The 24,297-nt window shown below is 69.9% G+C and carries 17 protein-coding genes and 1 pseudogene; 13 read left to right on the forward strand and 5 right to left on the reverse strand.

The window, feature by feature from the left end:
• The first annotated feature begins 16 nt into the window (after positions 1-16).
• Complete coding sequence (locus tag MNOD_RS01400) at positions 17-337, forward strand: hypothetical protein (protein WP_015927040.1); 321 nt, start codon at positions 17-19, stop codon at positions 335-337.
• Between the two features lie 302 nt (positions 338-639).
• Here the strand turns inward: MNOD_RS01400 and ruvC are convergent, their stop codons facing one another.
• The 4 genes from ruvC to MNOD_RS01420 form a co-directional block, all read right to left on the reverse strand.
• A complete protein-coding gene (gene ruvC / locus MNOD_RS01405; protein WP_015927041.1) occupies positions 640-1,209 on the reverse strand; it encodes a crossover junction endodeoxyribonuclease RuvC in 570 nt (189 codons plus the stop codon).
• Positions 1,210-1,379: 170 nt separating this feature from the next.
• Entirely contained in the window at positions 1,380-3,740 is a 2,361-nt protein-coding gene (locus MNOD_RS01410) for an Orn/Lys/Arg family decarboxylase (protein ID WP_015927042.1), read from the reverse strand.
• Positions 3,741-4,074: 334 nt separating this feature from the next.
• On the reverse strand, positions 4,075-7,560 hold the full coding sequence (locus tag MNOD_RS01415) for an indolepyruvate ferredoxin oxidoreductase family protein (protein WP_015927043.1): 3,486 nt from the start codon (positions 7,558-7,560) through the stop codon (positions 4,075-4,077).
• Between the two features lie 223 nt (positions 7,561-7,783).
• Positions 7,784-9,478 (reverse strand): AMP-binding protein, encoded by a 1,695-nt coding sequence (locus MNOD_RS01420; RefSeq protein WP_015927044.1) that lies wholly within the window; start codon positions 9,476-9,478, stop codon positions 7,784-7,786.
• A gap of 177 nt (positions 9,479-9,655) precedes the next feature.
• Here MNOD_RS01420 and MNOD_RS01425 point away from each other — a divergent pair, with 177 nt between their 5' ends.
• The 7 genes and pseudogenes from MNOD_RS01425 (at position 9,656) to MNOD_RS01450 (ending at position 17,368) form a co-directional block, all read left to right on the forward strand.
• Positions 9,656-10,831, forward strand: coding sequence for an isovaleryl-CoA dehydrogenase (locus MNOD_RS01425; protein WP_015927045.1), 1,176 nt, complete (start codon positions 9,656-9,658; stop codon positions 10,829-10,831).
• A gap of 9 nt (positions 10,832-10,840) precedes the next feature.
• Entirely contained in the window at positions 10,841-12,448 is a 1,608-nt protein-coding gene (locus MNOD_RS01430) for a carboxyl transferase domain-containing protein (protein WP_015927046.1), read from the forward strand.
• Between the two features lie 292 nt (positions 12,449-12,740).
• Positions 12,741-14,342 (forward strand): annotated as a pseudogene (locus tag MNOD_RS01435) (acetyl-CoA carboxylase biotin carboxylase subunit); the annotation flags it as partial.
• Positions 14,343-14,490: 148 nt separating this feature from the next.
• Positions 14,491-14,697, forward strand: a complete 207-nt coding sequence (locus MNOD_RS48670; protein ID WP_244424640.1) for an acyl-CoA carboxylase biotin carboxyl carrier protein subunit — start codon at positions 14,491-14,493, stop codon at positions 14,695-14,697.
• Positions 14,694-15,194, forward strand: a complete 501-nt coding sequence (locus tag MNOD_RS01440; protein WP_015927048.1) for a MaoC family dehydratase — start codon at positions 14,694-14,696, stop codon at positions 15,192-15,194. Before MNOD_RS48670 ends, MNOD_RS01440 begins: the two co-directional genes overlap by 4 nt.
• A complete protein-coding gene (locus MNOD_RS01445; RefSeq protein WP_015927049.1) occupies positions 15,194-16,069 on the forward strand; it encodes an HpcH/HpaI aldolase/citrate lyase family protein in 876 nt (291 codons plus the stop codon). Before MNOD_RS01440 ends, MNOD_RS01445 begins: the two co-directional genes overlap by 1 nt.
• A 66-nt stretch (positions 16,070-16,135) precedes the next feature.
• Positions 16,136-17,368, forward strand: coding sequence for a phenylacetate--CoA ligase family protein (locus tag MNOD_RS01450; RefSeq protein WP_015927050.1), 1,233 nt, complete (start codon positions 16,136-16,138; stop codon positions 17,366-17,368).
• On the opposite strand, the gene MNOD_RS01455 is transcribed toward MNOD_RS01450, so the two are convergent.
• Entirely contained in the window at positions 17,340-18,002 is a 663-nt protein-coding gene (locus tag MNOD_RS01455) for a TetR/AcrR family transcriptional regulator (protein ID WP_015927051.1), read from the reverse strand. The genes MNOD_RS01450 and MNOD_RS01455 overlap by 29 nt on opposite strands.
• A gap of 195 nt (positions 18,003-18,197) precedes the next feature.
• Here MNOD_RS01455 and MNOD_RS01460 point away from each other — a divergent pair, with 195 nt between their 5' ends.
• The 5 genes from MNOD_RS01460 to MNOD_RS01480 are packed head-to-tail and all read left to right on the forward strand — an operon-like array spanning position 18,198 to position 24,264.
• Positions 18,198-19,007 (forward strand): ABC transporter ATP-binding protein, encoded by an 810-nt coding sequence (locus MNOD_RS01460; RefSeq protein ID WP_015927052.1) that lies wholly within the window; start codon positions 18,198-18,200, stop codon positions 19,005-19,007.
• Positions 19,007-20,938: a long-chain fatty acid--CoA ligase gene (locus MNOD_RS01465; RefSeq protein WP_015927053.1), complete on the forward strand. Its 1,932-nt coding sequence runs from the start codon at positions 19,007-19,009 to the stop codon at positions 20,936-20,938. The genes MNOD_RS01460 and MNOD_RS01465 overlap by 1 nt, the downstream gene beginning before the upstream one ends.
• Positions 20,939-20,950: 12 nt before the next feature.
• A complete protein-coding gene (locus MNOD_RS01470) occupies positions 20,951-21,844 on the forward strand; it encodes a branched-chain amino acid ABC transporter permease (RefSeq protein ID WP_015927054.1) in 894 nt (297 codons plus the stop codon).
• Between the two features lie 7 nt (positions 21,845-21,851).
• Positions 21,852-22,925, forward strand: a complete 1,074-nt coding sequence (locus tag MNOD_RS01475; protein ID WP_015927055.1) for a branched-chain amino acid ABC transporter permease — start codon at positions 21,852-21,854, stop codon at positions 22,923-22,925.
• 58 nt (positions 22,926-22,983) lie between these two features.
• Positions 22,984-24,264, forward strand: a complete 1,281-nt coding sequence (locus MNOD_RS01480; RefSeq protein WP_015927056.1) for an ABC transporter substrate-binding protein — start codon at positions 22,984-22,986, stop codon at positions 24,262-24,264.
• Positions 24,265-24,297: the final 33 nt, after the last annotated feature.

The following is a 24,297-nucleotide window of genomic DNA, read 5'->3' on the forward strand; positions in this document are numbered from 1 at the left end:
CACGAGGAACACCGCAATGCGTAAGCGCTCCCACCTCACCCTGGACGAGCAAGCCAAGCCGCCCTCACGGGCCGGGAATCTGATGGCGGAGATCGGCGAGCGGGCCGGCGACGATGCGATCGTCGTCGAGGTGACCGACAACGTCGACCTCAGCGACGCCGTGAGGGCGGAGCTGCGCATCCTGCGCGCTGCTGCCGCGGCGATCGACCTCCAGAAGGCCGTCGGACCGCAGGTCGAGCGGATGGCGGCGGTGCAGGCGATGATTGATGCCGCCTGGGCGGTCTTCGCGGAACTCGGGCGGGGCGGTCCCGGCGCCGACGACGCGATCCACCATTGAGGCGAGGCGGTCGGATCGATCCCGCGGGCGCCGATGGCGCCCGCCCTGCCCCCCGCGCGGGCCGCGCCGCCCGCGAGGAGGCAACGCGCCATCTCTCCACCTGGACGACGCCGAAAGGGCAGGCTCGCGCTGCACCGCCGGATCGCCGCTTCAGAGCATTGTCCGACGAAATGGATGCCGGTTCGTCGCAGACGATGCGGCAAACTCAAAGGCCAGGAGCAGAAGCCGGTCCACCGTGAACGGATCCTGCTCCAGGCGTCCGACCCGCCATGCAGAAGACCATGACGGTCGAGGCCGTGTGATCACGCCCTCGTGCGGAGCGAGGCGCCGCGCCCGACCCGCGCCGGACGCGCCCGCGGGGCCGCACAGGCCAGTTCCCGCGCCCGCGCGGCCCGATGCTGCGCATGGGTGATCGCGACGGCGAGCGCATCGGCCGCGTCGGCGGTGGCGGGATCGGCCTTGGGGAGCAGGAAGCGCACCATGGCGGCGATCTGCCCCTTCTCGGCATGCCCCGCCCCCACCACGGTCTTCTTCACGAGGTTGGCGGCGTATTCGGCGACCGGCAGCCCGGCGAGAGCCGGCACCAGGAGCGCGACGGCGCGGGCATGGCCGAGCTTGAGCGTCGCCTGGGCGTCCTTGTTGACGAAAGTCTCCTCGACCGCGACCTCATCCGGCTGCATCGCCGCCACGACCCGCGACAGGCCGTCATGCAGGTCGCGCAGGCGCAGGGCGAGATCGTCGTCGCCGTCCGAGGTCAGCACCCCGCAGGACACGAAGGCGAGCCGCGTGCCCGTGACCGTGATGAGCCCCCAGCCGGTGCGGCGAAGGCCCGGATCGATGCCGAGGATGCGGACCGGTTCGGTCGTCACCATGAAGGTCCCTTCGCGCGTCGGCAGGATCGGCGTGCGGCAGCGACCAGCATCGCCCGAAAACGCCCCGGGGACCAGCGCGGTCCCGGGCGGGCTTTACCCGGGCCGCCCCTCAGGCGCCATAGCGCCTCACCCTTGACGAAGCGTGACCGGCACGGTGCCGGAGCCGCCTCTCACCGCGCAGTCGTTCCCGCGCCCTCGCGCAGGACATAGGTGTAGAACCGGATCCGCCCGTCCGGCTCCACCTGCCGGTAGACGCCCTGGATCTCGGCCTCGAAGCCCGGGAACAGGTTCGCCGAGGTCTCGAACATCGTGAAGTAGTCGAGCATGGGCTTGGCGCGCTCGTCCAGGCGCTCGCCCGGCAGCACCGTGCCGATACCCGGCGGATAGACCAGCATCAGGGTCGTGGCGATGCGTCCCGCCGCCTCGGCGATCGGCACGAAGTCGACCTGGTTGCGGGTCAGCATCTGGGCGGCGGCCTTCGGGGGCATCGCCATCTCGGGCAGGTGCTCGGGGGCGAATTGCTTGCGCTGCAGGGTGGAGGTGCCGGCCTCGCGATGGAACGCGTGAAACTCGGCGCAGAGGTCGCGCAGCCGCACGCCCTGGTAGCGCCGAGGCCGCCGCCGCACGAAGTCCGGCATGGCCTCCTCCAGCGGCACGTTGTCGTCGTGCAGGCGCTTGAAGGCGACGAGGCCCGAGATCAGCGTGCCGGCCTTGGAGGATTCGACGCCGGGCGTGAGCAGGAAGAGGAGCGAGTTCAGGTCGTTCTTCTCGGGCACGATGCGGTTCTCGCGCAGATACTGCGCCACGATCGGGGCCGGCACGCCGTGCTCCGCATACTCACCCGTCTCGCGGTCGAAGCCCGGCGTCAGCACCGTGAGCTTGTTGGGGTCGGTGATGGCGTAACCGGGCGCCACCTTCGTGAAGCCATGCCAGCGGGCGCCGGGCGCGAGCTCCCAGTAGCGCGGCTCGCTGGCGAGGAGGTCGGTGGGCAGGCTCTCCCAGGGCAGAACGGTCCCGTCCGGGCCCTCCACCAGGTCGGGGACGAAGGGATCGAAGAACCAGCGGCGCTGCGGATCGGCCTCGTTCTCCTCGAACTCCTTGCGGATCGCCCGCACCTTCTTGCGCCACTCGATCCCGAGCCGGATGGTGTCGTCCCACAGGATCATGCCGGAGCGGCCCTTCATCATCTGGGCGCCGACATCGAGGGAGGCGAAGAGCGGGTAGAAGGGCGAGGTCGAGGCGTGGACGAGGAAGCTCTCGTTGAGCCGCCGGTGCTCGACGCGCCGGCTCTGGCCGCGGATATGGCCGTCCTTGGTGTGGATCTGCGAGGCTTGGCTGAAGCTCGCGAGCTGCTTGTGGGTCGATTGCGTAGCGATGATGCCGGGCGAGTCCGGCCCGAGCCCGTCGAGCCCCATGGCGAAGCGGCCGGCATAGAGCGGGTGGAACTTCATGAAGCCCGCCCAGGCCTCGTCGAACAGGATGTAGTCGCAGAGATGCCCGATCCGCGCCAGGATCTCGCGCGCATCGTAGATCGTGCCGTCATAGGTGCATTGCTCGATCACCGCGACGCGGAACGGGCGCTGCCTGCGCCAGGCTTGCCTGTCCCGGACGAGCGGGTTGCGGCGGATCTTGTCCCTGATCGCCGCCTCATCGAAGGCCTCGTGGTAGATCGGGCCGATCAGCCCATGGGCGTTGCGGTCGGTCTCGAGGAAGATCGGGATGCCGCCGCCGAGGAAGAGGGCGCCGTGATGGGCGGCCTTGTGGTTGTTGCGGTCGAACAGCACGAGGTCGTCCTCGGCCACCAGCGCCGAGAGCACGATCTTGTTCGAGGCCGACGTGCCGTTGAGCACGAAATAGGTTTTTTCCGCCCCGAAGATCGCTGCCGCCTCCTTCTGCGCCTTCAGGGCCGGCCCCTCGTGGGTGAGGAGGTCGCCGAGATCGAGGACCGAGTTGTCGAGGTCATCGCGAAAGATCGCCTCGCCCAGATGCTCGACGAAGATGCGGCCGATCGGCGAGCGGTTGTAGAAGATGCCGCCGTTGTGGCCGGGGCAGGTCCATAGCTGGTTGCCCTTCTCGGCATAGTCGACGAGGGCGCCGAAGAACGGCGTCTTCAGCGTCTCGGCATATTGGGTGACACGCGAGACGAGGCCCCGGGCGATGAATTCGGGCGTCTCCTCGGCGAGGAAGATGTAGCCGTCGATGAAATCGAGGAGCTCGACGGGGATGTCCTCCAGCCGCTTGCGGCGGACCATGATGACGATCGGCATCTCCAGGCCGCGCTGGCGCATCATGTCGATGAGCGCCGCCGCCTTGCCGTCGAGGCCGCGCTTGCCCCAATCCACCACCATGCAGCCGATCGCCGCATCGGTCTGAACTGCGATGGCCGCATCCTCGACCCGCCGCGCCCGCACCACCTCGAAGCCGCGCGCCTCCACGGCCGCCACGATCTGGTTGACCCGCGCGCCCTCAAGATCGTCGGGATCGAAGGCGGGCGCGCACATCAGGACGGTGAAGCGGCGGTGGAAATCCATGGGCTCGGACTCCGGTCGGAATGATCGAGCCTTTCCGGTGCGGGTGTGACGGGTGGATGACAATGCGACCCGCGCCACGCCCGATCCGGGCGGGTCATACGGCGTCCGGTCGATCTGTTCCGAGACGAGGACGCGCGGGATCCCCTCTCCCGAGTGGGAGAGGGGTAGGGGTGAGGGTGCTACGCTTCTGAACAAGGTACTGAGCGTCGCGCTGGCAGCGGGACGGTTCAGTCTTCTTGCGGAACCGTCTCCACCCTCACCCCTGCCCCTCTCCCACTCGGGAGAGGGGTTCCCCGCGCGGACTCGTCCCGGAACAGATCGACTGGAAACCGGGTCACTCCGCAGCCGCGGCCAGCGGCGCCTCCGGCGCGCGGAACCGCGTGAGCAGCACCGCCTCCTCCTGCTTGGCGGCGGCGAGGCTCTTCGCCTTGACCGGCCCGAAGCCCCGGATGGTCAGGGGCAGGTTCGCGAGGCCGACCGCGACCGCGTGGTTCGCCGGGGTCAGGTCGCGCAGGATCTCGGCGACGAGCGTCTCGAATTCGCCGATGAGGCGGCGCTCCTCCCGGCGCTCCTGCGTGTAGCCGAACGGGTCGAGGGCCGTGCCGCGCAACCGCTTCATCCGGGCGAGCATCCGGAAGACGCGCAGCACCCAGGGGCCGAAGCTCATCTTGCGCGGGCGCCCGGTCCGGGGATCGGTGCGCGCGAGGAGCGGCGGCGCGAGGTGGAACTCGTAGCGCAGCCCCTCGCCCTCGAAGGTGTTGCGGATCTGCGCCTCGAAATGCCCGTCCGTATAGAGGCGGGCCACCTCGTACTCGTCCTTGTAGGCCATCAGCTTGAACAGGGACCGTGCCACCGCCTCGGTGAGCGGGCTTCCGCCCGGATGCACCGCAGCCTCCCGCTCCCGCACGGAGGCGACGATGCGGGCATAGCGCTGCGCATAGGCCGCGTCCTGGTAGTCGGTCAGGAAGGCGACGCGCCGGGCGATCAGCGTGTCGAGATCGGCTGAGAGATCCGAGGCCGTCGCGGCCTTGAGCGCGCCCAGGGTCTCGGGCGCGGCGGCGGCCCGCCGGCCCCAGGCGAAGGCCGCGAGGTTCATCGGCACCGCCTCGCGGTTGAGCTCGATCGCCTTCAGGATCGCGGCCCGCGACAGCGGCACGCGACCGCGCTGCCACGCATAACCCAGCATGAACATGTTGGCCGCGATGGCATTGCCGAGCGCCGCCACCGCGAGCCCGGTGGCATCGGTGAGGTCCGCATGGGCCGGGCCGGCCTTCTCGCGGATCACCCGCTTGATGCGCTCCACCGGGAGCGAGAAGTCGGGCCGGCGGGTGAAGTCGCCCGGCATGATCTCGGCGGTGTTGACGACCACATGGGTGCGGCCGGGCCGCACGGCGGCGAGCACCTTGCGGGTCCCGGTCACGACGAGGTCGCAGCCGAGGATCAGGTCGGCGGCGCCCGCCGTGACCCGGATCGCATGGATGTCGTCCTGGGCTTGAGCCAAACGGACATGGCTGAACACCGCCCCGCCCTTCTGGGCGAGGCCCGCCATGTCGATCATGCCGAGCCCCTTGCCTTCGAGATGGGCCGCCATGCCGAGGATCGCCCCGACCGTGACCACGCCGGTGCCGCCGACGCCCGTCACGATGATGTTGTAGGTGCCCTCGATGGGGGGCAGGACCGGCTCCGGCAGGCCCTCGTCCGGCGTGCCCGGGAGCGGCACCAGCGGGTGCGTGCGCGGTTTTCCCCCGTGCACGGTGACGAAGGACGGGCAGAAGCCGTTGAGGCAGGAAAAATCCTTGTTGCAGCTCGACTGGTCGATGCGGCGCTTGCGGCCGAACTCGGTCTCCAGCGGCTGCACCGCCACGCAGTTCGACTGCACCGAGCAGTCGCCGCAGCCCTCGCAGACGAGATCGTTGATGATCACCCGCTTGTCGGGGTCGGGGAACCGGCCGCGCTTGCGGCGCCGCCGCTTCTCGGCAGCGCAGGTCTGGTCGTAGATCAGCACCGAGACGCCCGGCACCGTCGCGAGGTCGCGCTGGACCGTATCGAGGTCGTCCCGGTGGTGGATCGTCAGACCCTCCGGCCAGCGCATCCCGGACGGGTACTTGTGGGGCTCGTCCGTGACGAGCGCGATCCGCTCGACGCCCTCGGCGCGGACCTGCTGGGCGATGCGGTCGACGGTGAGGCCGCCCTCGTGGGGCTGGCCGCCCGTCATCGCCACCGCATCGTTGAACAGGATCTTGTAGGTGATGGTGGTGCCGGTATCGACGGCCCAGCGCAGGGCCAGCGAGCCGGAATGGTTGTAGGTGCCGTCGCCGAGATTCTGGAACACGTGGGTGCGCTTCGAGAACGGCGCCTCGCCGATCCAGTTCGCGCCCTCGCCGCCCATCTGGGTGCAGCCGTCGGTGCCGCGCTCCATCCACTGGGCCATGTAGTGGCAGCCGATCCCCGCATAGGCCCGCGCTCCCTCGGGAATCCGGGTCGAGCTGTTGTGCGGGCAGCCGGCGCAGAAATGGGGCGTGCGGACCGCGATGTCGGTCGTGGCCGCGAGGATCTCCTGCGCCTGCCGGAGGGCGGCGACGCGCCCCGCCAGATCGTCGTTGCGATGGTAGCGCAGCAGGCGCTCGCCCAGCGCCACCGCGATGTCGTTGGGGTCGAGCGCTCCCTTGACGGGGAAGAGCCAGCGCCCCGCCTCGTCGCGCTTGCCGACGCAGATCGGCTGGTTGGCGGTGCCGTAGAGCTCCTCGCGGACCTGCACCTCGATGAGGGAGCGCTTCTCCTCGACCACCATGATCAGGTCGAGCCCCTCCGCGAAGGCGAGGAGTTCGCGCTGCGAGAGCGGCCACGGGCAGGCGACCTTGTAGAGCCGAAGCCCCATGTCGTTCGCCTTCACCTCGTCGAGGCCGAGATCGTCGAGGGCCTGGCGGACATCGAGATAGGACTTGCCGACCGTGATGACGCCGATCTTCGGCTGGCGCCCGCCCGACAGGATGATGCGGTTGAGGTTGTTGGCCCGCACGAAGGCCATCATCGCGTCGCGCTTGTAGTCCTGGAGGCGGGCCTCCTGCTCCAGGATCACGTCCGGCGTGCGGATGTTGAGGCCGCCCGGCGGCATCGCGAAATCGTCCGGCTGCACGATCCTCACGCGGTCGAGCCGGGCATCGACGCTCGCCGTCGATTCGATGTTGTCCTTCACGCATTTGAAGGCGACCCAGGTGCCGCAATAGCGGCTCATGGCGTAGCCGTAGAGGCCGTAGTCGAGGATCTCCTGCACCCCGGCCGGGTTCAGGATCGGCATCATCACGTCGACGAAGTGGAACTCGGACTGGTGGGCGAGCGTGGAGGATTCGGCGGTATGGTCGTCGCCCATCAGCGCCAGCACGCCGCCGTAGCGGGAGGATCCGGCCGTGTTGGCGTGACGGAAGACGTCGCCCGCGCGGTCGACGCCCGGCCCCTTGCCGTACCAGAGGCCGAACACGCCGTCGTAGCGCCCCTCGCCGCGGATCTCGGCCTGCTGGGCGCCCCAGATCGCGGTGGCGGCGAGTTCCTCGTTGAGCCCCGGCTGGAAGACGATGTTGGCCGCCTCCAGCACCTTCCGGGCCTTGTACAGGTTCAGGTCGAGCCCGGCGATCGGCGAGCCGCGGTAGCCCGAGACGAAGCCTGCAGTGTTGAGCCCGGCGGCCCGGTCGCGGGCCTGCTGCATCAGCAGCATCCGGATCACCGCCTGGGTGCCGGTGATGAAGACCTGTTCACGGGACAGATCGTACTTGTCCTCGAGGCTGACGGGTCGAAGGGACGAGACGGCCGACTGCCTGCCCATCGGGCTTCCTCCACAAACTCCCCCCTCGGAGGCGTCGGCGGTCCGGTTCGTCCGGCCCTGCCCCACCCCAAGCCTTCGATTATGTCAGCAATGCTGACATTCTTTGGTACAACCGTCAATGAGGATCGCGGCGCCGTTCTCCGTCATCGCGACGCTCCCCGGCCCCCGCCCGTCCTCGTGCCGCGGCGCGTCGAGGCTTGCGGTCACCGTGACGCCTGCTCTCCTAAGCCGTCTTCTCCGCGACCAGTCCCAGCTTCTCCACCATCGCCTGCCGCATCCGATACTTCTGCATCTTGCCCGTCACGGTCGTGGGGAACTCCTCCACGAACTCGACGTAGCGGGGGATCTTCTGATGGGCGATCTGGCCGGCGCAGTGGGCGCGCAAGCCCTCCGCCGTCAGCGCCGCGCCCGGGCGCAGCCTGACCCAGGCGCAGAGTTCCTCGCCGTAGCGGGGATCGGGCACGCCGAAGACCTGCACCTCCTGGATCGCCGGATGGCGGTAGAGGAATTCCTCCACCTCGCGCGGATAGACGTTCTCGCCGCCGCGGATGACGAGATCCTTGATGCGCCCGACGATGTTGCAGAAGCCATCCTCGTCGAGGGTGGCGAGGTCGCCCGTATGCATCCAGCCGGCGGCGTCGCGCACCTCGGCCGTCTTCTCGGGATCGCCCCAGTAGCCCTGCATCACGCTGTAGCCCCGCGTGCACAGCTCCCCGGGCGTGCCCCGCGGCACGATGCGGCCCTCGGCGTCGACGACCTTCACCTCGGTGTGCGGGTGGATGCGCCCCACCGTCGAGACGCGCCGCTCCAGGGGATCGTCCACCGCGCTCTGGAAGCTCACCGGGCTCGTCTCGGTCATGCCGTAGCAGATCGTCAGCTGCGTGAGATGCATCCGGTCGACCGCCCGCTGCATCACGGCGATCGGACAGGGCGAGCCCGCCATGATGCCGGTGCGCAGGCTCGACAGGTCGAAGCGCGCGAAATCCGGGTGGTCGAGCTCGGCGAGGAACATGGTCGGCACGCCGTAGAGCGCCGTGCAGCGCTCTGCCTCGACGGCGCGCAGCGTCGCCAGGGGATCGAAGCCCTCGCCCGGATAGACCATGGCGGCGCCCGAACTCACCGCCGCGAGATTGCCCATCACCATGCCGAAGCAGTGATAGAGCGGCACCGGAATGCAGATCCGGTCCTCCGGCGACAGGCGCATGGCGCGGCCGACGAAATAGCCGTTGTTGAGGATGTTGTGGTGGGTGAGGGTCACGCCCTTCGGACTGCCGGTTGTCCCGCTCGTGAACTGGATGTTGACCGGATCGTCGAACTGCAGCGCGCCGGCATGGGCGGAGATGCGGTCGCGCTCGGTCGCGCCCGCCCGCTCCGCCACGGCCGCGAAGGGCAGCGTGCCCGGCGATTCCCCGCCGCCGATCTCGATCACGGTGCGAAGCGCCGGGAGCCGCGCGGCCCGCAGGCGCCCCGGCGCCGCCTCGCGCAGCTCGGGGGCAAGCGACGTCAGCATGCCGATATAATCGCTGCTCTTGAAGGCGCGGGCGGTGACGAGGGCCTTGCACCCGACCTTGTTGAGCGCGAATTCGAGCTCCGCCAGCCGGTAGGCCGGATTGACCGTGACGAGGATCAGCCCGGCCTTGGCGGCGGCGAACTGGGTGAGCGCCCATTCGGCGTTGTTGAGCGACCAGATCCCGATCCGGTCGCCCCGCTCGAGCCCGAGCGCCAGGAGACCCGCCGCGAAAGCCTCGGCCCGCGCGTTCAGCTCGGCCCAGCTCCAGCGCACTTCGCCGGCCGGCGCGATCAGGGCCGGGTGGTCGGGCCATGCTTCCGCGGCCGCGCTCAGCGCCTGGCCGATGGTCCGGCCGAGGAGCGGGACCTCGCAGGCGCCATGGACGTAGCTCGCCCGAGGGTGGGTCATGGCGTTCCTCCTGGTTCTTGGCAGTTCGGCATCAAGAGCGGCGCGGGCACCCCTCTCGCATGCGGGAGAGGGGTGCCCGCGCCGCTCTTCGCATCCGGGTCCTCACCCGATCCGCGAATCCATCTTGTTTTAAAAACGATCGTTCGTATAGATAGTCGAAACGCCCGGAGGACGCCCATGATCCCGAACGCCGCACGCGAGTTCAATTTCGGCCTCGGCGAGACGGCCGACGCGATCCGCGAGAGCGTGCGCGACTTCGCGCGGGACCGGATCGCGCCGCGGGCCGAGGAGATCGACCGCACCAACACCTTCCCGCGCGACCTCTGGCCCGAGATGGGGGCGCTCGGCCTCCACGGGATCACGGTCGAGGAGGAGTATGGCGGCCTCGGCCTCGGCTATCTGGAGCATTGCGTGGCCATGGAGGAGGTGTCGCGCGCCTCCGCCTCGGTCGGCCTGTCCTACGGGGCGCATTCGAACCTCTGCATCAACCAGATCCGCCGCAACGGCTCGGACGCGCAGAAGCGCCGCTACCTGCCCAAGCTCATCTCCGGCGATGAGGTCGGCGCGCTCGCCATGTCGGAGCCGGGCTCCGGTTCGGACGTGGTCTCGATGCGCACCCGCGCCGAGAAGCGCGGCGACCGCTATGTGCTCACCGGCTCCAAGATGTGGATCACCAACGGCCCGGAGGCCGAGACGCTGGTGGTCTATGCCAAGACCGACCCGGCCGCGGGGCCGCGGGGGATCACCGCCTTCCTCATCGAGAAGGGCATGAAGGGCTTCTCCACCGCCCAGAAGCTCGACAAGCTCGGCATGCGGGGCTCGGACACCTGCGAGCTCGTGTTCGAGGAATGCGAGGTGCCGGAGGAGAACGTGCTCGGCGAGGTCGGGCGCGGCGTGAACGTCCTGATGTCGGGCCTCGACTACGAGCGCGCCGTGCTGGCGGCGGGGCCGCTCGGCATCATGCAGGCCTGCCTCGACGTGGTCCTGCCCTATGTCCACGAACGCAAGCAGTTCGGCCAGCCGATCGGCGAGTTCCAGCTCGTCCAGGGCAAGCTCGCCGACATGTACGTGGCCACCAACGCCGCCAAGGCCTATGTCTACGCCGTGGCGCAGGCCTGCGACCGGGGCGAGACCACCCGTGAGGACGCGGCGGGCGCGATCCTCTACGCGGCCGAGCGGGCGACGCAATGCGCCCTCGACGCGATCCAGCTCCTCGGCGGCAACGGCTACATCAACGACTACCCGACCGGGCGCCTGTTGCGCGACGCCAAGCTCTACGAGATCGGCGCGGGCACGAGCGAGATCCGCCGCATGCTGATCGGCCGCGAGCTCTTCGCGAAATCCTCGGCTTGAGCCTTAGCCATGCCGGTCCTGCCGACCACCGCCGATCTCGCCTCCGCGGAGGCCGGACGCAACCGCGCCGCCTGGTCAGAGCTGCGCACCACCCTGAAGGCGCGCCGCGCCGAGGCCGCGGCCGGCGGTCCGCCGCGGGCGCGCGAGCGCCACCGCGCCCGCGGCAAGCTCCTGCCCCGCGACCGGGTGCTGCGCCTCCTCGATCCGGGCTCGCCCTTCCTGGAGATCGGCGCGCTCGCAGCCTACGGGATGTACGACGACGCGATCCACGCGGCCGGCCTGATCGCCGGCATCGGACGGGTCGCGGGCCGGGAGGTCATGATCGTCTGCAACGACGCGACGATCAAAGGCGGCACCTATTTCCCGGTCACGGTGAAGAAGCACCTGCGCGCGCAGGAGATCGCCCGCGAGAACCGCCTGCCCTGCCTCTACCTGGTGGATTCGGGCGGCGCCAACCTGCCCCAGCAGACCGAGGTGTTTCCCGACCGCGAGCATTTCGGGCGCATCTTCTACAACCAGGCCCAGCTCTCGGCGGCGGGCATCCCGCAGATCGCCTGCGTGATGGGCTCCTGCACGGCGGGCGGCGCCTACGTGCCCGCCATGTCGGACGAAAGCGTGATCGTGCGCCGCCAGGGCACGATCTTCCTCGGCGGCCCGCCTCTCGTGAAGGCGGCGACCGGCGAGGTCGTCAGCGCCGAGGATCTCGGCGGGGCCGACGTGCATGCCCGGCTCTCGGGCGTTGCCGACCACTACGCCACCGATGACGCGCATGCCCTGGCGATCCTGCGCCGCATCGTCGGCACGCTGAACAGCGTCAAGCGGCCCGACCTCGACCTCACAGCCTCGTGCGATCCGCTCCACGATGCCGCCGACCTCGACGCCGTGGTGCCGGTCGACCTGCGCAAGCAGTACGATTCCCGCGAGATCATCGCCCGGCTCGTCGACGGCTCCGAGTTCGACGAGTTCAAGCGGCTCTACGGCACCACGCTGGTGACGGGCTTCGCCCGCCTGTGGGGCATGCCGGTCGGGATCCTGGCGAATAACGGCATCCTCTACTCGGAGAGCGCGCTCAAGGGCGCGCATTTCATCGAGCTGTGCTGCCAGCGCCGGGTGCCGCTCCTGTTCCTCCAGAACATCGCCGGCTTCATGGTCGGGCGCGAGGTGGAAGCCGGCGGCATCGCCAGGAACGGCGCCAAGCTGGTGACCGCCGTCGCGACCGCGGCGGTGCCGAAGCTGACCGTTCTGGTCGGCGGCTCTTACGGCGCGGGCAATTACGGCATGTGCGGGCGCGCCTACGGCCCGCGCTTCCTGTTCGCGTGGCCGAACTCGCGCATCTCGGTGATGGGCGCCGAGCAGGCCGCGAGCGTGCTCGCCACCGTGCGCCGCGACAACCTCGAAGCCGCCGGCGAGACCTGGAGCGCCGAGGAGGAGGAGGCTTTCAAGGCCCCGATCCGCGAGCAGTTCGAGGCCGAGGGCTCGCCCTATTACGCCACCGCGCGGCTGTGGGACGACGGCATCATCCTGCCGGAGGAAACCCGCCGGGTGCTCGGGCTCGCCCTCTCGGCCTGCCTCAACGCGCCGGTGCCGGAGACGCGGTTCGGGCTGTTCCGGATGTGACGGCGATGAGCCTCCTCCTGCGAACGGGTGACGACATGCAGCAACGCAGAACGAGATGGCGCGGGACGCGCGGGAACCCCTCTCCCGTGCGGGAGAGGGGTAGGGGTGAGGGCCCCGGACCGTGCCGCCATGAATCACTGAGCGTGGTGCTGGCAGCGGCCCGGTTCAGGATACTTGCTGAACTACCTGGGCCCTCACGCGCGATCTTCGATCGCCTGCCCCTCTCCCGCACGGGAGAGGGGTTCCCCGCGCCAAGTCCGGAAGCCTGGTATCGTCGTCGGAGGAAGACCGCATGACCGGGCTCCGCTCCGTCCTGATCGCCAACCGGGGCGAGATCGCCTGCCGGGTGATCCGCACCGCCAAGCGGCTCGGCCTGCGCACCATCGCGGTCCATTCCGAGGCGGATCGCTCCGCCCTGCACGTCGCCATGGCCGACGAGGCGCATCTCATCGGCCCGGCGCCGGCCGCCGAATCCTATCTGCGCATCGACCGCATCCTCGAGGCGGCGGCGCAGGCCGGCGCCGACTGCATCCATCCGGGCTACGGCTTCCTGTCCGAGCGCCCCGACTTCGCCGAGGCCTGCGCGGCGGCCGGGCTCGTCTTCGTCGGGCCGCCGGCCCCGGCGATCTGCGCCATGGGCCTCAAGGACGCCGCCAAGGCCCTGGTCGCCAAGGCCGGCGTGCCGGTGGTGCCGGGCTACCACGGTGCCCGCCAGGAGCCCGACTTCCTCGCCGCCGAGGCCGCGGCGATCGGCTATCCGGTCCTCATCAAGGCGGTGGCCGGCGGCGGCGGCAAGGGCATGCGGCGGGTCGAGCGCTCGGAGGATTTCGCCGCCGCCCTCGAAGGCGCGCAACGCGAGGCGCTGGCCGCCTTCGGCGATCCGCGGGTGCTGGTGGAGAAATACGTCCTCGCCCCGCGCCACGTGGAGATCCAGGTCTTCTGCGACGCGCATGGCCATGCCGTGCACCTGTTCGAGCGCGACTGCTCGCTCCAGCGCCGCCACCAGAAGGTGATCGAGGAGGCGCCCGCCCCGGGCATGTCGCCGGCGGTCCGCGCCGCCATGGGCCGGGCCGCCGTCGAGGCGGCACGGGCGGTCGGCTATGTCGGCGCCGGCACCGTCGAGTTCATCGCCGACGGCCGCGAGGGCCTCACGACCGACGGCTTCTGGTTCATGGAGATGAACACGCGGCTGCAGGTCGAGCACCCGGTCACCGAGGCGATCACCGGGGTCGATCTGGTGGAATGGCAGTTCCGGGTGGCGGCGGGCGAGCCCCTGCCATGCGGTCAGGACGACCTCGCCATCCGCGGGCACGCCGTCGAGGCGCGGCTCTACGCGGAGGATCCGGCGGCGGATTTCCTGCCCTCGACCGGGCGGCTGCGCGCCCTCGACTTGCCGACGGGCGACGGAATCCGCGTCGATACCGGCGTGCGCGCGGGCGATCTGGTCTCGCCCTTCTACGATCCGATGATCGCCAAGGTCATTGCCCACGGGGAGACGCGGGGGCAGGCCCTCGACCGGCTGGCGCAGGCTCTCGAGCGCACCCTCGTCGCCGGCCCCCGAGCGAACGTCGCCTTCCTCAAGGCGCTGGCCGAGGCGGAGGAGTTCCGGGCCGGGCGCTTCGACACCGGCTTCATCGACCGCCATCTCGATGCGCTCACCGGCCGCGCCGCCGGGATCGATCCCGAGGCGATCCGGCAGGGCGTCGCCGCCCTGATCGCCCGCGCGCAAGGGGTGCCGGGTGCCCCCACCTCGCCCTGGGAGGTCGCGGACGGGTTCCAGCTCGGGGCCGGGCGCCGGCAGGCCTGGCCCGTCCTCGTCGAGGGCGAGGCCCGCGCGGTGACGCTGGCCTGGCCCGAGGGCGGCGGGGCCATGGCGATCGAGGCCGGCGAAGCGGCCCGCGCCCCCCGCCCCCGTCCACGTGGTGCCGACCGAACGCGGCATGCTCGTCGTGGCGGGCGGCCGGCAGGTGGCGGTGGAGCCGCCCGATCCCTTCGATGTCGATCTCGACCACATCGATATGGGCGGGAGCGTCAAGGCACCGATGCATGGCCGCCTCGTCGCCATCCTCGTCGCCCCGGGCGAGCGGGTGACGCGCGGCCAGCGCCTCGCCATCGTCGAGGCGATGAAGATGGAGCACGCCCTCACCGCCCCCGCCGACGGCGAGGTCACGGAGGTGGCGGCGGAGGCCGGCGCGCAGGTTGCCGAGGGCGCGCGCCTGATCACCATCCGCACGGAGGATGACGCATGACGAACCCGCTTCCCGTCTCCACCCATCCCCGCGGCGGCCTCTATTTCGAGGATTTCGAGGTCGGACGCGTGCTGCGCCATCGGCTCACCCGCACGGTGACGCAGATGGACAACATGCTGTTCTCCACCATGACCCTCAATCCGCAGCCGCTCCATATCGACGCGCATTTCTGCGCGACCGAGACCGAGTGGGGCCGGCCGCTGATGAACTCGCTCTTCACCCTCGGGCTGATGATCGGGATCTCCGTCAACGACACTACGGTCGGCACCACGATCGGCAATCTCGGCATGACGGATGTGCGCTTCCCCGCGCCCCTGTTCGAGGGCGACACGATCCGGGTCGAGACCGAGGTGGCGGGCAAGCGCGAGTCGCGCTCGCGGCCCAATGCCGGGCTCGTCGAGTTCATCCACCGGGCCTACAAGCAGGACGGGACGCTGGTCGCCGAATGCCGCCGGCAGGCCCTCATGCGGCGGCATCCCCCCGCAGAGACGGCCTGATGCGCTCGCTCCTGTTCGTGCCGGGCGATTCGGCCCGCAAGCTCGACAAGGCGCTGGATTCCGGTGCCGATGCCCTGATCCTCGATCTGGAGGATTCGGTGGCAATGGCCGAGAAGCCGGCGGCGCGGGCCGCCACGGCGGGTTTCCTTGCCCGCGCGCGCGATCTGCCCGCCCGCCCGCGCCTCTATGTGCGCATCAACGCCCTGGAGACCGGCCTTGCCGACGACGATCTCGCGGCCGTGATGCCGGCTTCTCCAGACGGGATCGTGCTGCCGAAGGCGGCGGGCGGCCCCGACGTGGCGGCGCTTGGTGCCCGGCTCGCCGTGCACGAGGCCGAGGCGGGCCTTGCCGACTGCGCGACCCGCATTCTGCCGATCGCCACCGAGACCGCACAGGCGGTCTTCGCGCTCGGCACGCTCGCGGGATCGAGCCCGCGGCTCGCCGGGGTGACCTGGGGCGCGGAGGATCTCTCGGCCGATCTCGGGGCGGAGACGAACCGGGGCGAGGACGGCGGCTGGAGTGCCCCGTTCCGGCTCGCCCGCAACCTCGCCCTGCTCGCCGCCGCCGCCGCCGAGGTCGACGCGATCGATACGATCAATGCGGCCTTCCGCGACCTCGACGGCCTCGCCCGCGAGTGCCGCGAAGCCCGGCGGGACGGCTTCGTCGGCAAGATGGCGATCCATCCGGCGCAGGTGCCGGTGATCAACGCCGCCTTCACGCCCTCGGAGGCGGAACTCGCCCGGGCGCGGGCCGTGGTGGCCGCCTTCGCGCAGGCGCCCGGCACCGGCGTGGTCGGGGTCGAGGGCCAGATGCTCGACCGGCCGCATCTGCGGCGGGCGGAGCGGCTGCTGGCACGGGTGGGTGGAGGCGTGTGATACGGCTTCGGCGGCAGATCGTCATCGCGTGAAGCTCGGCAACGATAAGACGAGAGGGAGGCCCCCGTGCCCGAACACTACGACGCCCGCGAGACCGAGAGCCCGGCCGCCCGCGACGCGGCCCTGTTCGCCCGCCTGCCGGATATTCTCGCCGCCGCCCTGCGCAGCCCCGGCTACGCGGCCCATCTCGGGGAGATCGACCCGGCCGCCATCACCGATCGCACGGCGCTGGCCCGCCTGCCCGTGCTGCGCAAGAGCGAGATGCCGGAGAAGCAGCGGGGCGCCCTCCCGTTCGGCGGATTCGTGCCGGGAGAGCCCGGGCGCTTCCCCCGGCTCTTCACCTCGCCGGGGCCGATCTTCGAGCCGCAGCGCTCCGGCGAGGATCCCTGGGGCGGGGCGCGCTGCCTGTTCGCGGCGGGGTTCAGGCCGGGCGACGTGGTGCTGAACACCTTCGGCTATCACCTGACCCCGGGCGGCTTCATCTTCGACACGGCGGCCCGGGCCCTCGGCTGCGCGGTGATCCCGGCCGGCCCCGGCAACACCGAGCAGCAGCTCGACCTGATCGAGGCCTACCGGCCCACCGGCTATTGCGGCACGCCGGATTTTCTGCGGATCCTGGTCGAGGCCGGCCGCGCCGCCGGCCGAAATATCTCCTCGCTCCGGCGCTCCGTCGTCTCGGGCGCGGCCTTCCCGAAATCCCTGCAGGAGATCGTGGCCGGCTTCGGCATCGCGGCCTATCAGGCCTACGCCACGGCCGATGTGGGCTTCATCGCCTACGAGACCTCCGCCCGCGACGGGCTCGTGGTCAACGAGGACCTGATCCTGGAGATCGTGCGGCCCGGCACGGGCGACCCGGTGCCCGAGGGCGAGGTCGGCGAGATCGTGGTCACGGTCCTCGATCCGGACCGGCCGCTGATCCGCTACGCGCTCGGCGACCTCACGGCGGCCTTGGGGCACGCGAGTTCCTGCGGGCGCACCGCCCCGCGCATCCGCGGCTGGATGGGCCGCGCCGATCAGGCCGCCAAGGTGAAGGGGATGTTCGTGCGTCCAGAGCAGGTGGCCGAGCTGGCCCGCCGCCACCCGGAACTGAAGCGCCTGCGCCTCGTCGTGACCCGTGCCGACGAGACCGACGCCATGACGCTGAAGGCCGAGACGGCCGAGCCCGGTCGGGCGCTCGCGGATGCGGTCGCCGAAAGCCTGCAGGCGGTGACGAAGCTGCGCGGCGCCGTCGAGCTCGTCGCGCCCGGCAGCCTGCCGAACGACGGCAAGGTCATCGCCGACGAGCGCCCGACCGGCTGACCTCGGCGAGCCGCGGTGGTTCGGGAAGGCTCTCTTCCATCCCGACCCCGCTCACCAGCGAGAGCACCATGCCGAGGAAGGTCTCGCGCACCTCGTCCTTCGAGAGGCGTCCGCCCGGACGGTACCACGTGCAGATGCCCGACAGCATCGCCAGGATGGCATAGGCGGCCATCCTGGTGTCGGCGAGACGGAACTCGCCGGTGGCGCGCCCGAATTCGAGGATCTCGATCAGCTTGTCCTCGTAGTCGCGCCGCATGGCGACGATCGCGGAAAAATTCTCGGGCTCGAGGCTACGCAGCTCCGAGTAGCAGATGAAGACCTCCTGCGGCCGCTCGATGTGATAGGCGACGTGGAACTCCACGAAGCGCGTCAGCCGCGCGACGCCGTTCCCCTCCGGAAGCAGGGCCGCATCGAGGGCCGCATGCAGGTCCCGCATGTGGCTGCGGATCAGCTCGAACAGGAATTCCTGCTTGTTGCGGAAATAGTTGTAGAGCGAGCCCTGCTGGATGCCGACCGCCCCGGCGAGCTGGCGCAGGCTCATCGCCGCATAGCCATGCGTGTAGAGGAGTTGCAGGCCCGCCCTGCGGATCGCCTCCTCGGTCTTCGGCCCGGATGAGCCTGCGATGCGCGCCATGTCTGCCCTGCACTCCCTGTCGGCACGCGTCCCGCGTCCGTGCGACGAACGTCGCATCCAGTCTATCACTTGACGGTCGGAAAAAAACAGTCGAACGTATTTTCAAGCTGCATGGCACCGCTTCGCTGGGCGGAGGCCGCGACGGCAGAGCCGCCCCGCCGACGAGGGCGGCCGCCAGGCTCGAGGGAGGTGCGGGTGGCGGAGGCCCTTGAGGTTCGCCATGTCTCGTTGCGCTTCGGCGGCGTGAAGGCCCTGACGGATGTCGGCTTCACCGTCGAGCAAGGCGAGCTGTTCTCGATCATCGGCCCCAACGGCGCCGGCAAGACCTCGATGCTGAACTGCATCTCGGGCCGCTACCGGCCGACCGAGGGGCAGATCCTGTTCCAGGGCCGCGACATCACCCGGGCGACCCCGAATGCGCGGCCCAAGCTCGGCATCGGCCGCACCTTCCAGAACCTCGCGCTCTTCCACCACATGAGCGTGCTCGACAACATCATGGTCGGGCGCCACCATCTCCTGCGCAACAACTTCCTGACAGGCTCGCTCTACTGGCTGCCGGGCGTGCGGAGCGAGGAGCTCGCACATCGGCGGCGCGTGGAGGAGATCATCGACTTCCTCGACCTCCAGGCCTACCGGAAGGCGACGGCCGGCACCCTGTCCTACGGGTTGCGCAAGCGGGTCGAGCTCGCCCGCGCCATGGCGCTGGAACCCAGGCTGATCCTCCTCGACGAGCCGATGGCCGGCATGAACCTCGAGGAGAAGGAGGACATGGCCCGCTACATCGTCGACCTGAACGAGGAGTTCGGGATGACGGTGGTGATGATCGAGCACGACATGGGCGTGGTCATGGACATCTCGCACCGGGTCATGGTGCTGGATTTCGGCCGCCGCATCGCGCTCGGGCGCCCCGAGGCGGTGCTGGCCGATCCGCATGTCCGCCGCGCCTATCTGGGCGAGGAGGACGAGGCCGAGGACGCGCAGGCTCCGATCCGGGCGGTGTCGTGATGGGAACCGACTTCGCGGCCCGCGCGGCCAAGGCCGACACCTTCCCGAAGCTCCTGGCGCTCAACGCCCGCGAACACCCGCACGCGGTCGCCCTGCGCGAGAAGGATCTCGGGCTGTGGCGCCCGACGACCTGGAGCCAGTATCAGGACCGCGTGCGCGCCTTCGCGCTGGGCCTGCGCGATCTCGGCATCGGCGAGGGCGACGTCGTCGGGCTGATCGGCGACAACCGGCCGGACTGGGTGGCGGGCGAGATCGCCGCCCACGCGCTCGGCGCCCTCACGCTCGGCCTCTACCGCGACGCGCTGGAGGACGAGGTCCACTATCTGCTCGACTACGGCGAGGCCCGCGTGGTCTTCGCCGAGGACGAGGAGCAGGTCGACAAGCTCATCGGCCTCGCCGACCGCGTGCCGAGCCTGCGCCACATCGTCTATTCCGACCCGCGCGGCATGCGGAAATACGACGACCGCCGCCTGATCTCGGCCGAGGCGCTGGCCAGGCGCGGCGCGGCGCTGGAGGCGGCCGAGCCCGGCCTCTACGAGCGGCTGGTCGAGGCCACGGACGGCGAGGCGGTGGCGATCCTCTGCACCACCTCGGGCACGACCGCGCGCCCGAAGCTCGCGATGCTGAGCGCAGGCCGGGTGCTGCGCCACTGCGCGAGCTATCTCGCTGCCGACCCGAAGGGCCCGGAGGACGACTACGTCTCGGTTCTCCCCCTGCCCTGGATCATGGAGCAGATCTACGCGCTCGGTCAGGCGCTGCTCTCGCGGATGACGGTGAACTTCGTCGAGGAAGCCGATACCCTGATGCACGACTTCCGGGAGATCGCCCCGACCTTCGTGCTGTTCGCCCCGCGGGTCTGGGAGGCCATCGCGGCGGATGTGCGCGCCCGGATGATGGACGCCTCGCCCCTCAAGCGATGGCTGTACGAGCGCGGCATGGCGCGGGGCCTCCGGGCCCTCGAGGCCGGGCGGCGCTCGCCCGTCGCCGAGGCCGTCCTGTTCCGGGCGCTCCGCGACCGGCTCGGCTTCACCCGCCTGCGCTCCGCGGCGACCGGCGGCGCGGCCCTCGGCCCCGACACGTTCCGGTTCTTCCGGGCGCTCGGCGTGCCGCTGCGCCAGCTCTACGGGCAGACCGAGGCCATGGGCGCCTACACGCTCCACCGCGGCGACAGGGTCGATTTCGACACGGTGGGCATGCCCTTCGACGACAGCATCACGGTGCGCATCGTCGATCCGGACCGCAACGGCATCGGCGAGATCTGGGCCCGCCACGACAACATGTTCCTCGGCTACTACAAGGCGCCGGAGGGCACGGGCGACGTGGTCGACGGCTGGATGCACACGGGCGATGCCGGCTATCTCGACGCCAAGGGCGAGCTCGTCGTCATCGACCGGGTCAAGGATCTCGCGCTCAATGCCCGCGGCGAGCGCTTCTCGCCGCAATACCTGGAGAACAAGCTCAAGTTCTCGCCCTACGTGGCGGAGGCCGTGATCCTCGGGGCCGGGCGCGACGATCTGGCGGCGGTGATCTGCATCCGCTTCTCGGTCGTGGCGAAATGGGCGGAGAAGAACCGCATCGCCTTCACCACCTACAGCGACCTCGCCGCCAAGCCCGAGGTCATCGCGCTCCTCAAGGCGGAGGTCGAGCGCGTCAACGCCAGCCTCCCGGAGACGCAGCGCATCGCCAGATTCGTGCTCCTCTACAAGGAACTCGACGCCGACGACGGCGAGCTCACGCGCACCCGCAAGGTCCGCCGCGGCGTGATCAACGAGAAATACGCCGACCTGATCGCGGCGATCTATGCGGGCCAGCCGAGCTACCGGGTCGACACCGTGATCCGCTTCCAGGATGGCAGCACGCAGCGCATCCGCACCACGCTGCCGGTGACCGACCTGCGCCGGGCTGTGCCGGTCCTTGCCGCCGCCGAATAGGCTTCGCCGCCCATGACCTCCCATCTCCTCGTCCAACTCGTCCTGAACGGGCTCATCGTCGGCGCACTCTACGGCGTCGTCGCCATGAGCTTCGTCCTGATCTACAAGGCGAGCCAGGTCGTGAACTTCGCGCAGGGCGAATTCCTGCTGATCGGCGCCTGGATCTGCTGGTGGCTGCTGACCACCTACCAGCTGCCGTTCGTCGTCGGCATGCTCGTCACCTTCGCGTTCATGCTGGTCTTCGGCATCGCGCTGCAGGTCGTGGTGCTGCGCCCGCTGATCGGCGAGCCGATCATCTCGGTCATCATGGTGACGATCGGCCTCTCGATCTTCTTCCAGGCCCTGTGCAAGTGGCTGTTCGGGGTGTTCGCCCAGCCCTTCCCGCCGATCTTCGCGACGCAATCGGTGTCGATCCTCGGCCTGGAGATCCAGACCGTCTATCTGATGAGCCTCGGCATCTCGGTCGCCATGATGGCGGCCTTCGCGTGGTTCTTCCGCTTCTCCCGGCACGGCCTCGCCATGCGGGCCACCGCCTTCGACCAGCAGGTGGCGCAGTCGCTCGGCATCCCGGTGCGCAACGTCTTCGCGATGGCCTGGGCGATCTCGGCGGTGGTGTCCTCGGTCGCCGGCATCGTGGTCGGCATCGTCAACGGGGTGTCCTCGGCCCTGTCGCTCTACGGCATCAAGGTCTTCCCGGCGGTCATCCTGGGCGGGCTCGATTCCGTCGTCGGCGCGGTGATCGGCGGCCTCGTCATCGGGCTCCTGGAAAACATCGCCCAGTATGTCGACGGGCAGTACCTGCACTGGGGCAACCTCTATGAGATCGTGCCCTTCTACGTGCTGGTCGTGATCCTGATGATCAAACCCTACGGCCTGTTCGGCACCCGCGACATCGAGCGCGTCTGAGGACACGATGGCGACCCAAAGCCTGATCCCGGCCGGCGACTTCCGCACCAGCTACGCGGCCGACACCACCCTCTTCCCGACCGCGGGCAGCCGCTATGCGGTCTGGGCCGGCCTCGCGCTCCTCTGCCTCGCGCCGCTGATCCTCGACCGCTACTGGCTGAGCCTGCTCATCCAGATCGGCTATTTCGCGGTGGCGGCGCTCGGCCTCAACATCCTGGTCGGCTTCACCGGGCAGATCTCGATCGGGCATGCCGCCTTCTTCGGCTTCGGCGCCTTCGCCTCCGCGTGGCTGTCGAACAATCTCGCGATCCCGGTCTTCTTCGCGATCCCGCTCTCAGGCATAGTCACCACCGCGGTCGGGCTCGTCTTCGGCCTGCCGGCGGCCCGCCTCAAGGGCCTCTACCTCGCCATCGCGACGCTCGCCGCGCAGTACATCCTGCAGGACTTCTTCGCCCGGGCGAACTGGTTCACGGGCGGCGTCGCCGGCACGCCGGCCGAGGCCTTCTCGATCCTCGGCTTCGCCTTCGACACCGACCAGCGCTACTTCTACGTGGTCCTCGCCTATCTGGTGCTGACCTTCGTGCTCGCCTCCAACCTGATGCACAGCCGCGACGGCCGCGCCCTGGTGGCGGTGCGCGACCATTATCTCTCGGCCGAGATGATGGGGATCAACCTCACGCGCTACCGCACCCTGTCCTTCGGGCTCTCGGCCTTCTTCGCCGGGGTCGGCGGCGCGCTCTATGCCCATTACCTGCAATTCGTCTCGGTCGAGGGCTTCGGGATCCTGCTGTCGATCCAGTTCCTCGGCATGATCATCATCGGGGGCCTCGGCTCGATCATGGGGACCCTGATGGGCACCGCCTTCATGGTGCTGGTGCCGGAAGCGATGGGCTGGATCACCGACGCGGTGCGCGGCTCCGCCCTCGACCGGGCGCTCGCCCTCAAGGACAACCTCTCCTTCCTGCGCGAGATGGCGATCGGCCTCGTGATCGTCCTGTTCCTGATCTTCGAGCCGGACGGCCTCGCCCATCGCTGGCGCCAGATCAAGGCGTACTGGAAACTCTACCCGTTCTCGCACTGATGCGACGAGAACCAGAACAGGCCGAACGGCCGTGATCCCACCGGAGGAAACCCTGAGGATGCTTCGTCCCATCACCCTGGTCCCCGCGCTCGCCCTCGGGCTCGCGCTCGGCCTGCCCGCCCGCGCCGCCGACGTGCCGATCGGCCACCTTGCCGACCAGAGCGGCGCCACCTCGGATGTCGGCGTGCCCTATGCCCAGGGCGTCGCGGATGCCCTCGCCTGGATCAACCGCAAGGGCGGCGTCGGCGGCCAGAAGCTCGCCGTCGAGACGGTCGATTACGGCTATCAAGTCCCGCGCGCGGTCGCCCAATACAAGAAGTGGACGAGCGGGCGCGACCGGGTCGCGGCGATCCAGGGCTGGGGCACCGCCGATACCGAGGCGCTCTCGGCCTTCGTCGCCAAGGACGAGATCCCCTACATCTCGGGCTCCTACGCCGCGCAGGTGAGCGACCCGACCGGCTCCAGCGGCAAGGCCAAGGCCGCGCCCTACAACTTCTTCTACGGGCCGACCTATTCGGACGCGCTGCGCGCCATGCTGATCTGGGCGGCCGAGGACTGGAAGAGCAAGGGCAAGGCCGGCAAGCCCAAATACGTCCATATGGGCGGCAACCACCCCTACCCGAACTCGCCCAAGGAGGCGGGCGAGGCGATGGCGAAGGAACTCGGCTTCGAGGTGCTGCCGGCCATCGTCTTCGCCCTGGCGCCGGGCGACTACACGGCCCAGTGCCTGACGGCGAAGAATGCCGGGGCGAACTACGCTTATCTTGGCAATACCGGCGGCTCGAACATCTCGCTGCTCAAGTCCTGCAAGGCGGTGGGCGCCGATATCCAGTTCATGGGCAATGTCTGGGGCATGGACGAGAACGCCGCCAAGGCCGCGGGCGAGGCCGCCAACGGCGTGGTCTTCCCGGTGCGCACCGCCACGGTGACGGGCGGCAGCGCGCCCGGCCTCAAGACGATCGCGGAGATCTCGAAGGAATCGGATCCTGCGGGCACGGCCTACCGGCCGGTGCATTATCTCGCGGGGGTCTGCGCGGCGCTCTACATGAGCGAGGCGATCGGCTGGGCCAAGGACAATGGCGGCATCAGCGGCCCGAACGTCCGCAAGGGCTTCTACCAGAAGAAGAACTGGGTGCCGGCCGGCCTGGAGGGCGTCTGCGTGCCCTCCACCTGGTCCGAGACCGATCACCGCGGGATGATGGTGGTGAACATCTATCGGGCGAAGGTCTCGGGCGCCACCGACGGCGCCCTCGCCGACCTGATCCGGGCCGGGACCGTGAAGCTCGAGCCGGTGAAGACCGTGGAACTGCCCCGCAAGCCGGACTGGCTCGGCTGGTAGGCGACGACGCCATCCTCGGACGAGGCGCGGGCC

The organism is Methylobacterium nodulans ORS 2060, from assembly GCF_000022085.1.
Classification (GTDB): Bacteria; Pseudomonadota; Alphaproteobacteria; order Rhizobiales; family Beijerinckiaceae; genus Methylobacterium; species Methylobacterium nodulans.

Bases quoted from the DNA above. Each gene is read 5' to 3' on its own strand.
- MNOD_RS01400 (WP_015927040.1), top strand. From the start codon at position 17: ATGCGTAAGCGCTCCCACCTCACCCTGGACGAGCAAGCCAAGCCGCCC.
- ruvC (WP_015927041.1), bottom strand. From the start codon at position 1,209: ATGGTGACGACCGAACCGGTCCGCATCCTCGGCATCGATCCGGGCCTT.
- MNOD_RS01410 (WP_015927042.1), bottom strand. From the start codon at position 3,740: ATGGATTTCCACCGCCGCTTCACCGTCCTGATGTGCGCGCCCGCCTTC.
- MNOD_RS01415 (WP_015927043.1), bottom strand. From the start codon at position 7,560: ATGGGCAGGCAGTCGGCCGTCTCGTCCCTTCGACCCGTCAGCCTCGAG.
- MNOD_RS01420 (WP_015927044.1), bottom strand. From the start codon at position 9,478: ATGACCCACCCTCGGGCGAGCTACGTCCATGGCGCCTGCGAGGTCCCG.
- MNOD_RS01425 (WP_015927045.1), top strand. From the start codon at position 9,656: ATGATCCCGAACGCCGCACGCGAGTTCAATTTCGGCCTCGGCGAGACG.
- MNOD_RS01430 (WP_015927046.1), top strand. From the start codon at position 10,841: ATGCCGGTCCTGCCGACCACCGCCGATCTCGCCTCCGCGGAGGCCGGA.
- MNOD_RS48670 (WP_244424640.1), top strand. From the start codon at position 14,491: ATGCATGGCCGCCTCGTCGCCATCCTCGTCGCCCCGGGCGAGCGGGTG.
- MNOD_RS01440 (WP_015927048.1), top strand. From the start codon at position 14,694: ATGACGAACCCGCTTCCCGTCTCCACCCATCCCCGCGGCGGCCTCTAT.
- MNOD_RS01445 (WP_015927049.1), top strand. From the start codon at position 15,194: ATGCGCTCGCTCCTGTTCGTGCCGGGCGATTCGGCCCGCAAGCTCGAC.
- MNOD_RS01455 (WP_015927051.1), bottom strand. From the start codon at position 18,002: ATGGCGCGCATCGCAGGCTCATCCGGGCCGAAGACCGAGGAGGCGATC.
- MNOD_RS01465 (WP_015927053.1), top strand. From the start codon at position 19,007: ATGGGAACCGACTTCGCGGCCCGCGCGGCCAAGGCCGACACCTTCCCG.
- MNOD_RS01470 (WP_015927054.1), top strand. From the start codon at position 20,951: ATGACCTCCCATCTCCTCGTCCAACTCGTCCTGAACGGGCTCATCGTC.
- MNOD_RS01475 (WP_015927055.1), top strand. From the start codon at position 21,852: ATGGCGACCCAAAGCCTGATCCCGGCCGGCGACTTCCGCACCAGCTAC.
- MNOD_RS01480 (WP_015927056.1), top strand. From the start codon at position 22,984: ATGCTTCGTCCCATCACCCTGGTCCCCGCGCTCGCCCTCGGGCTCGCG.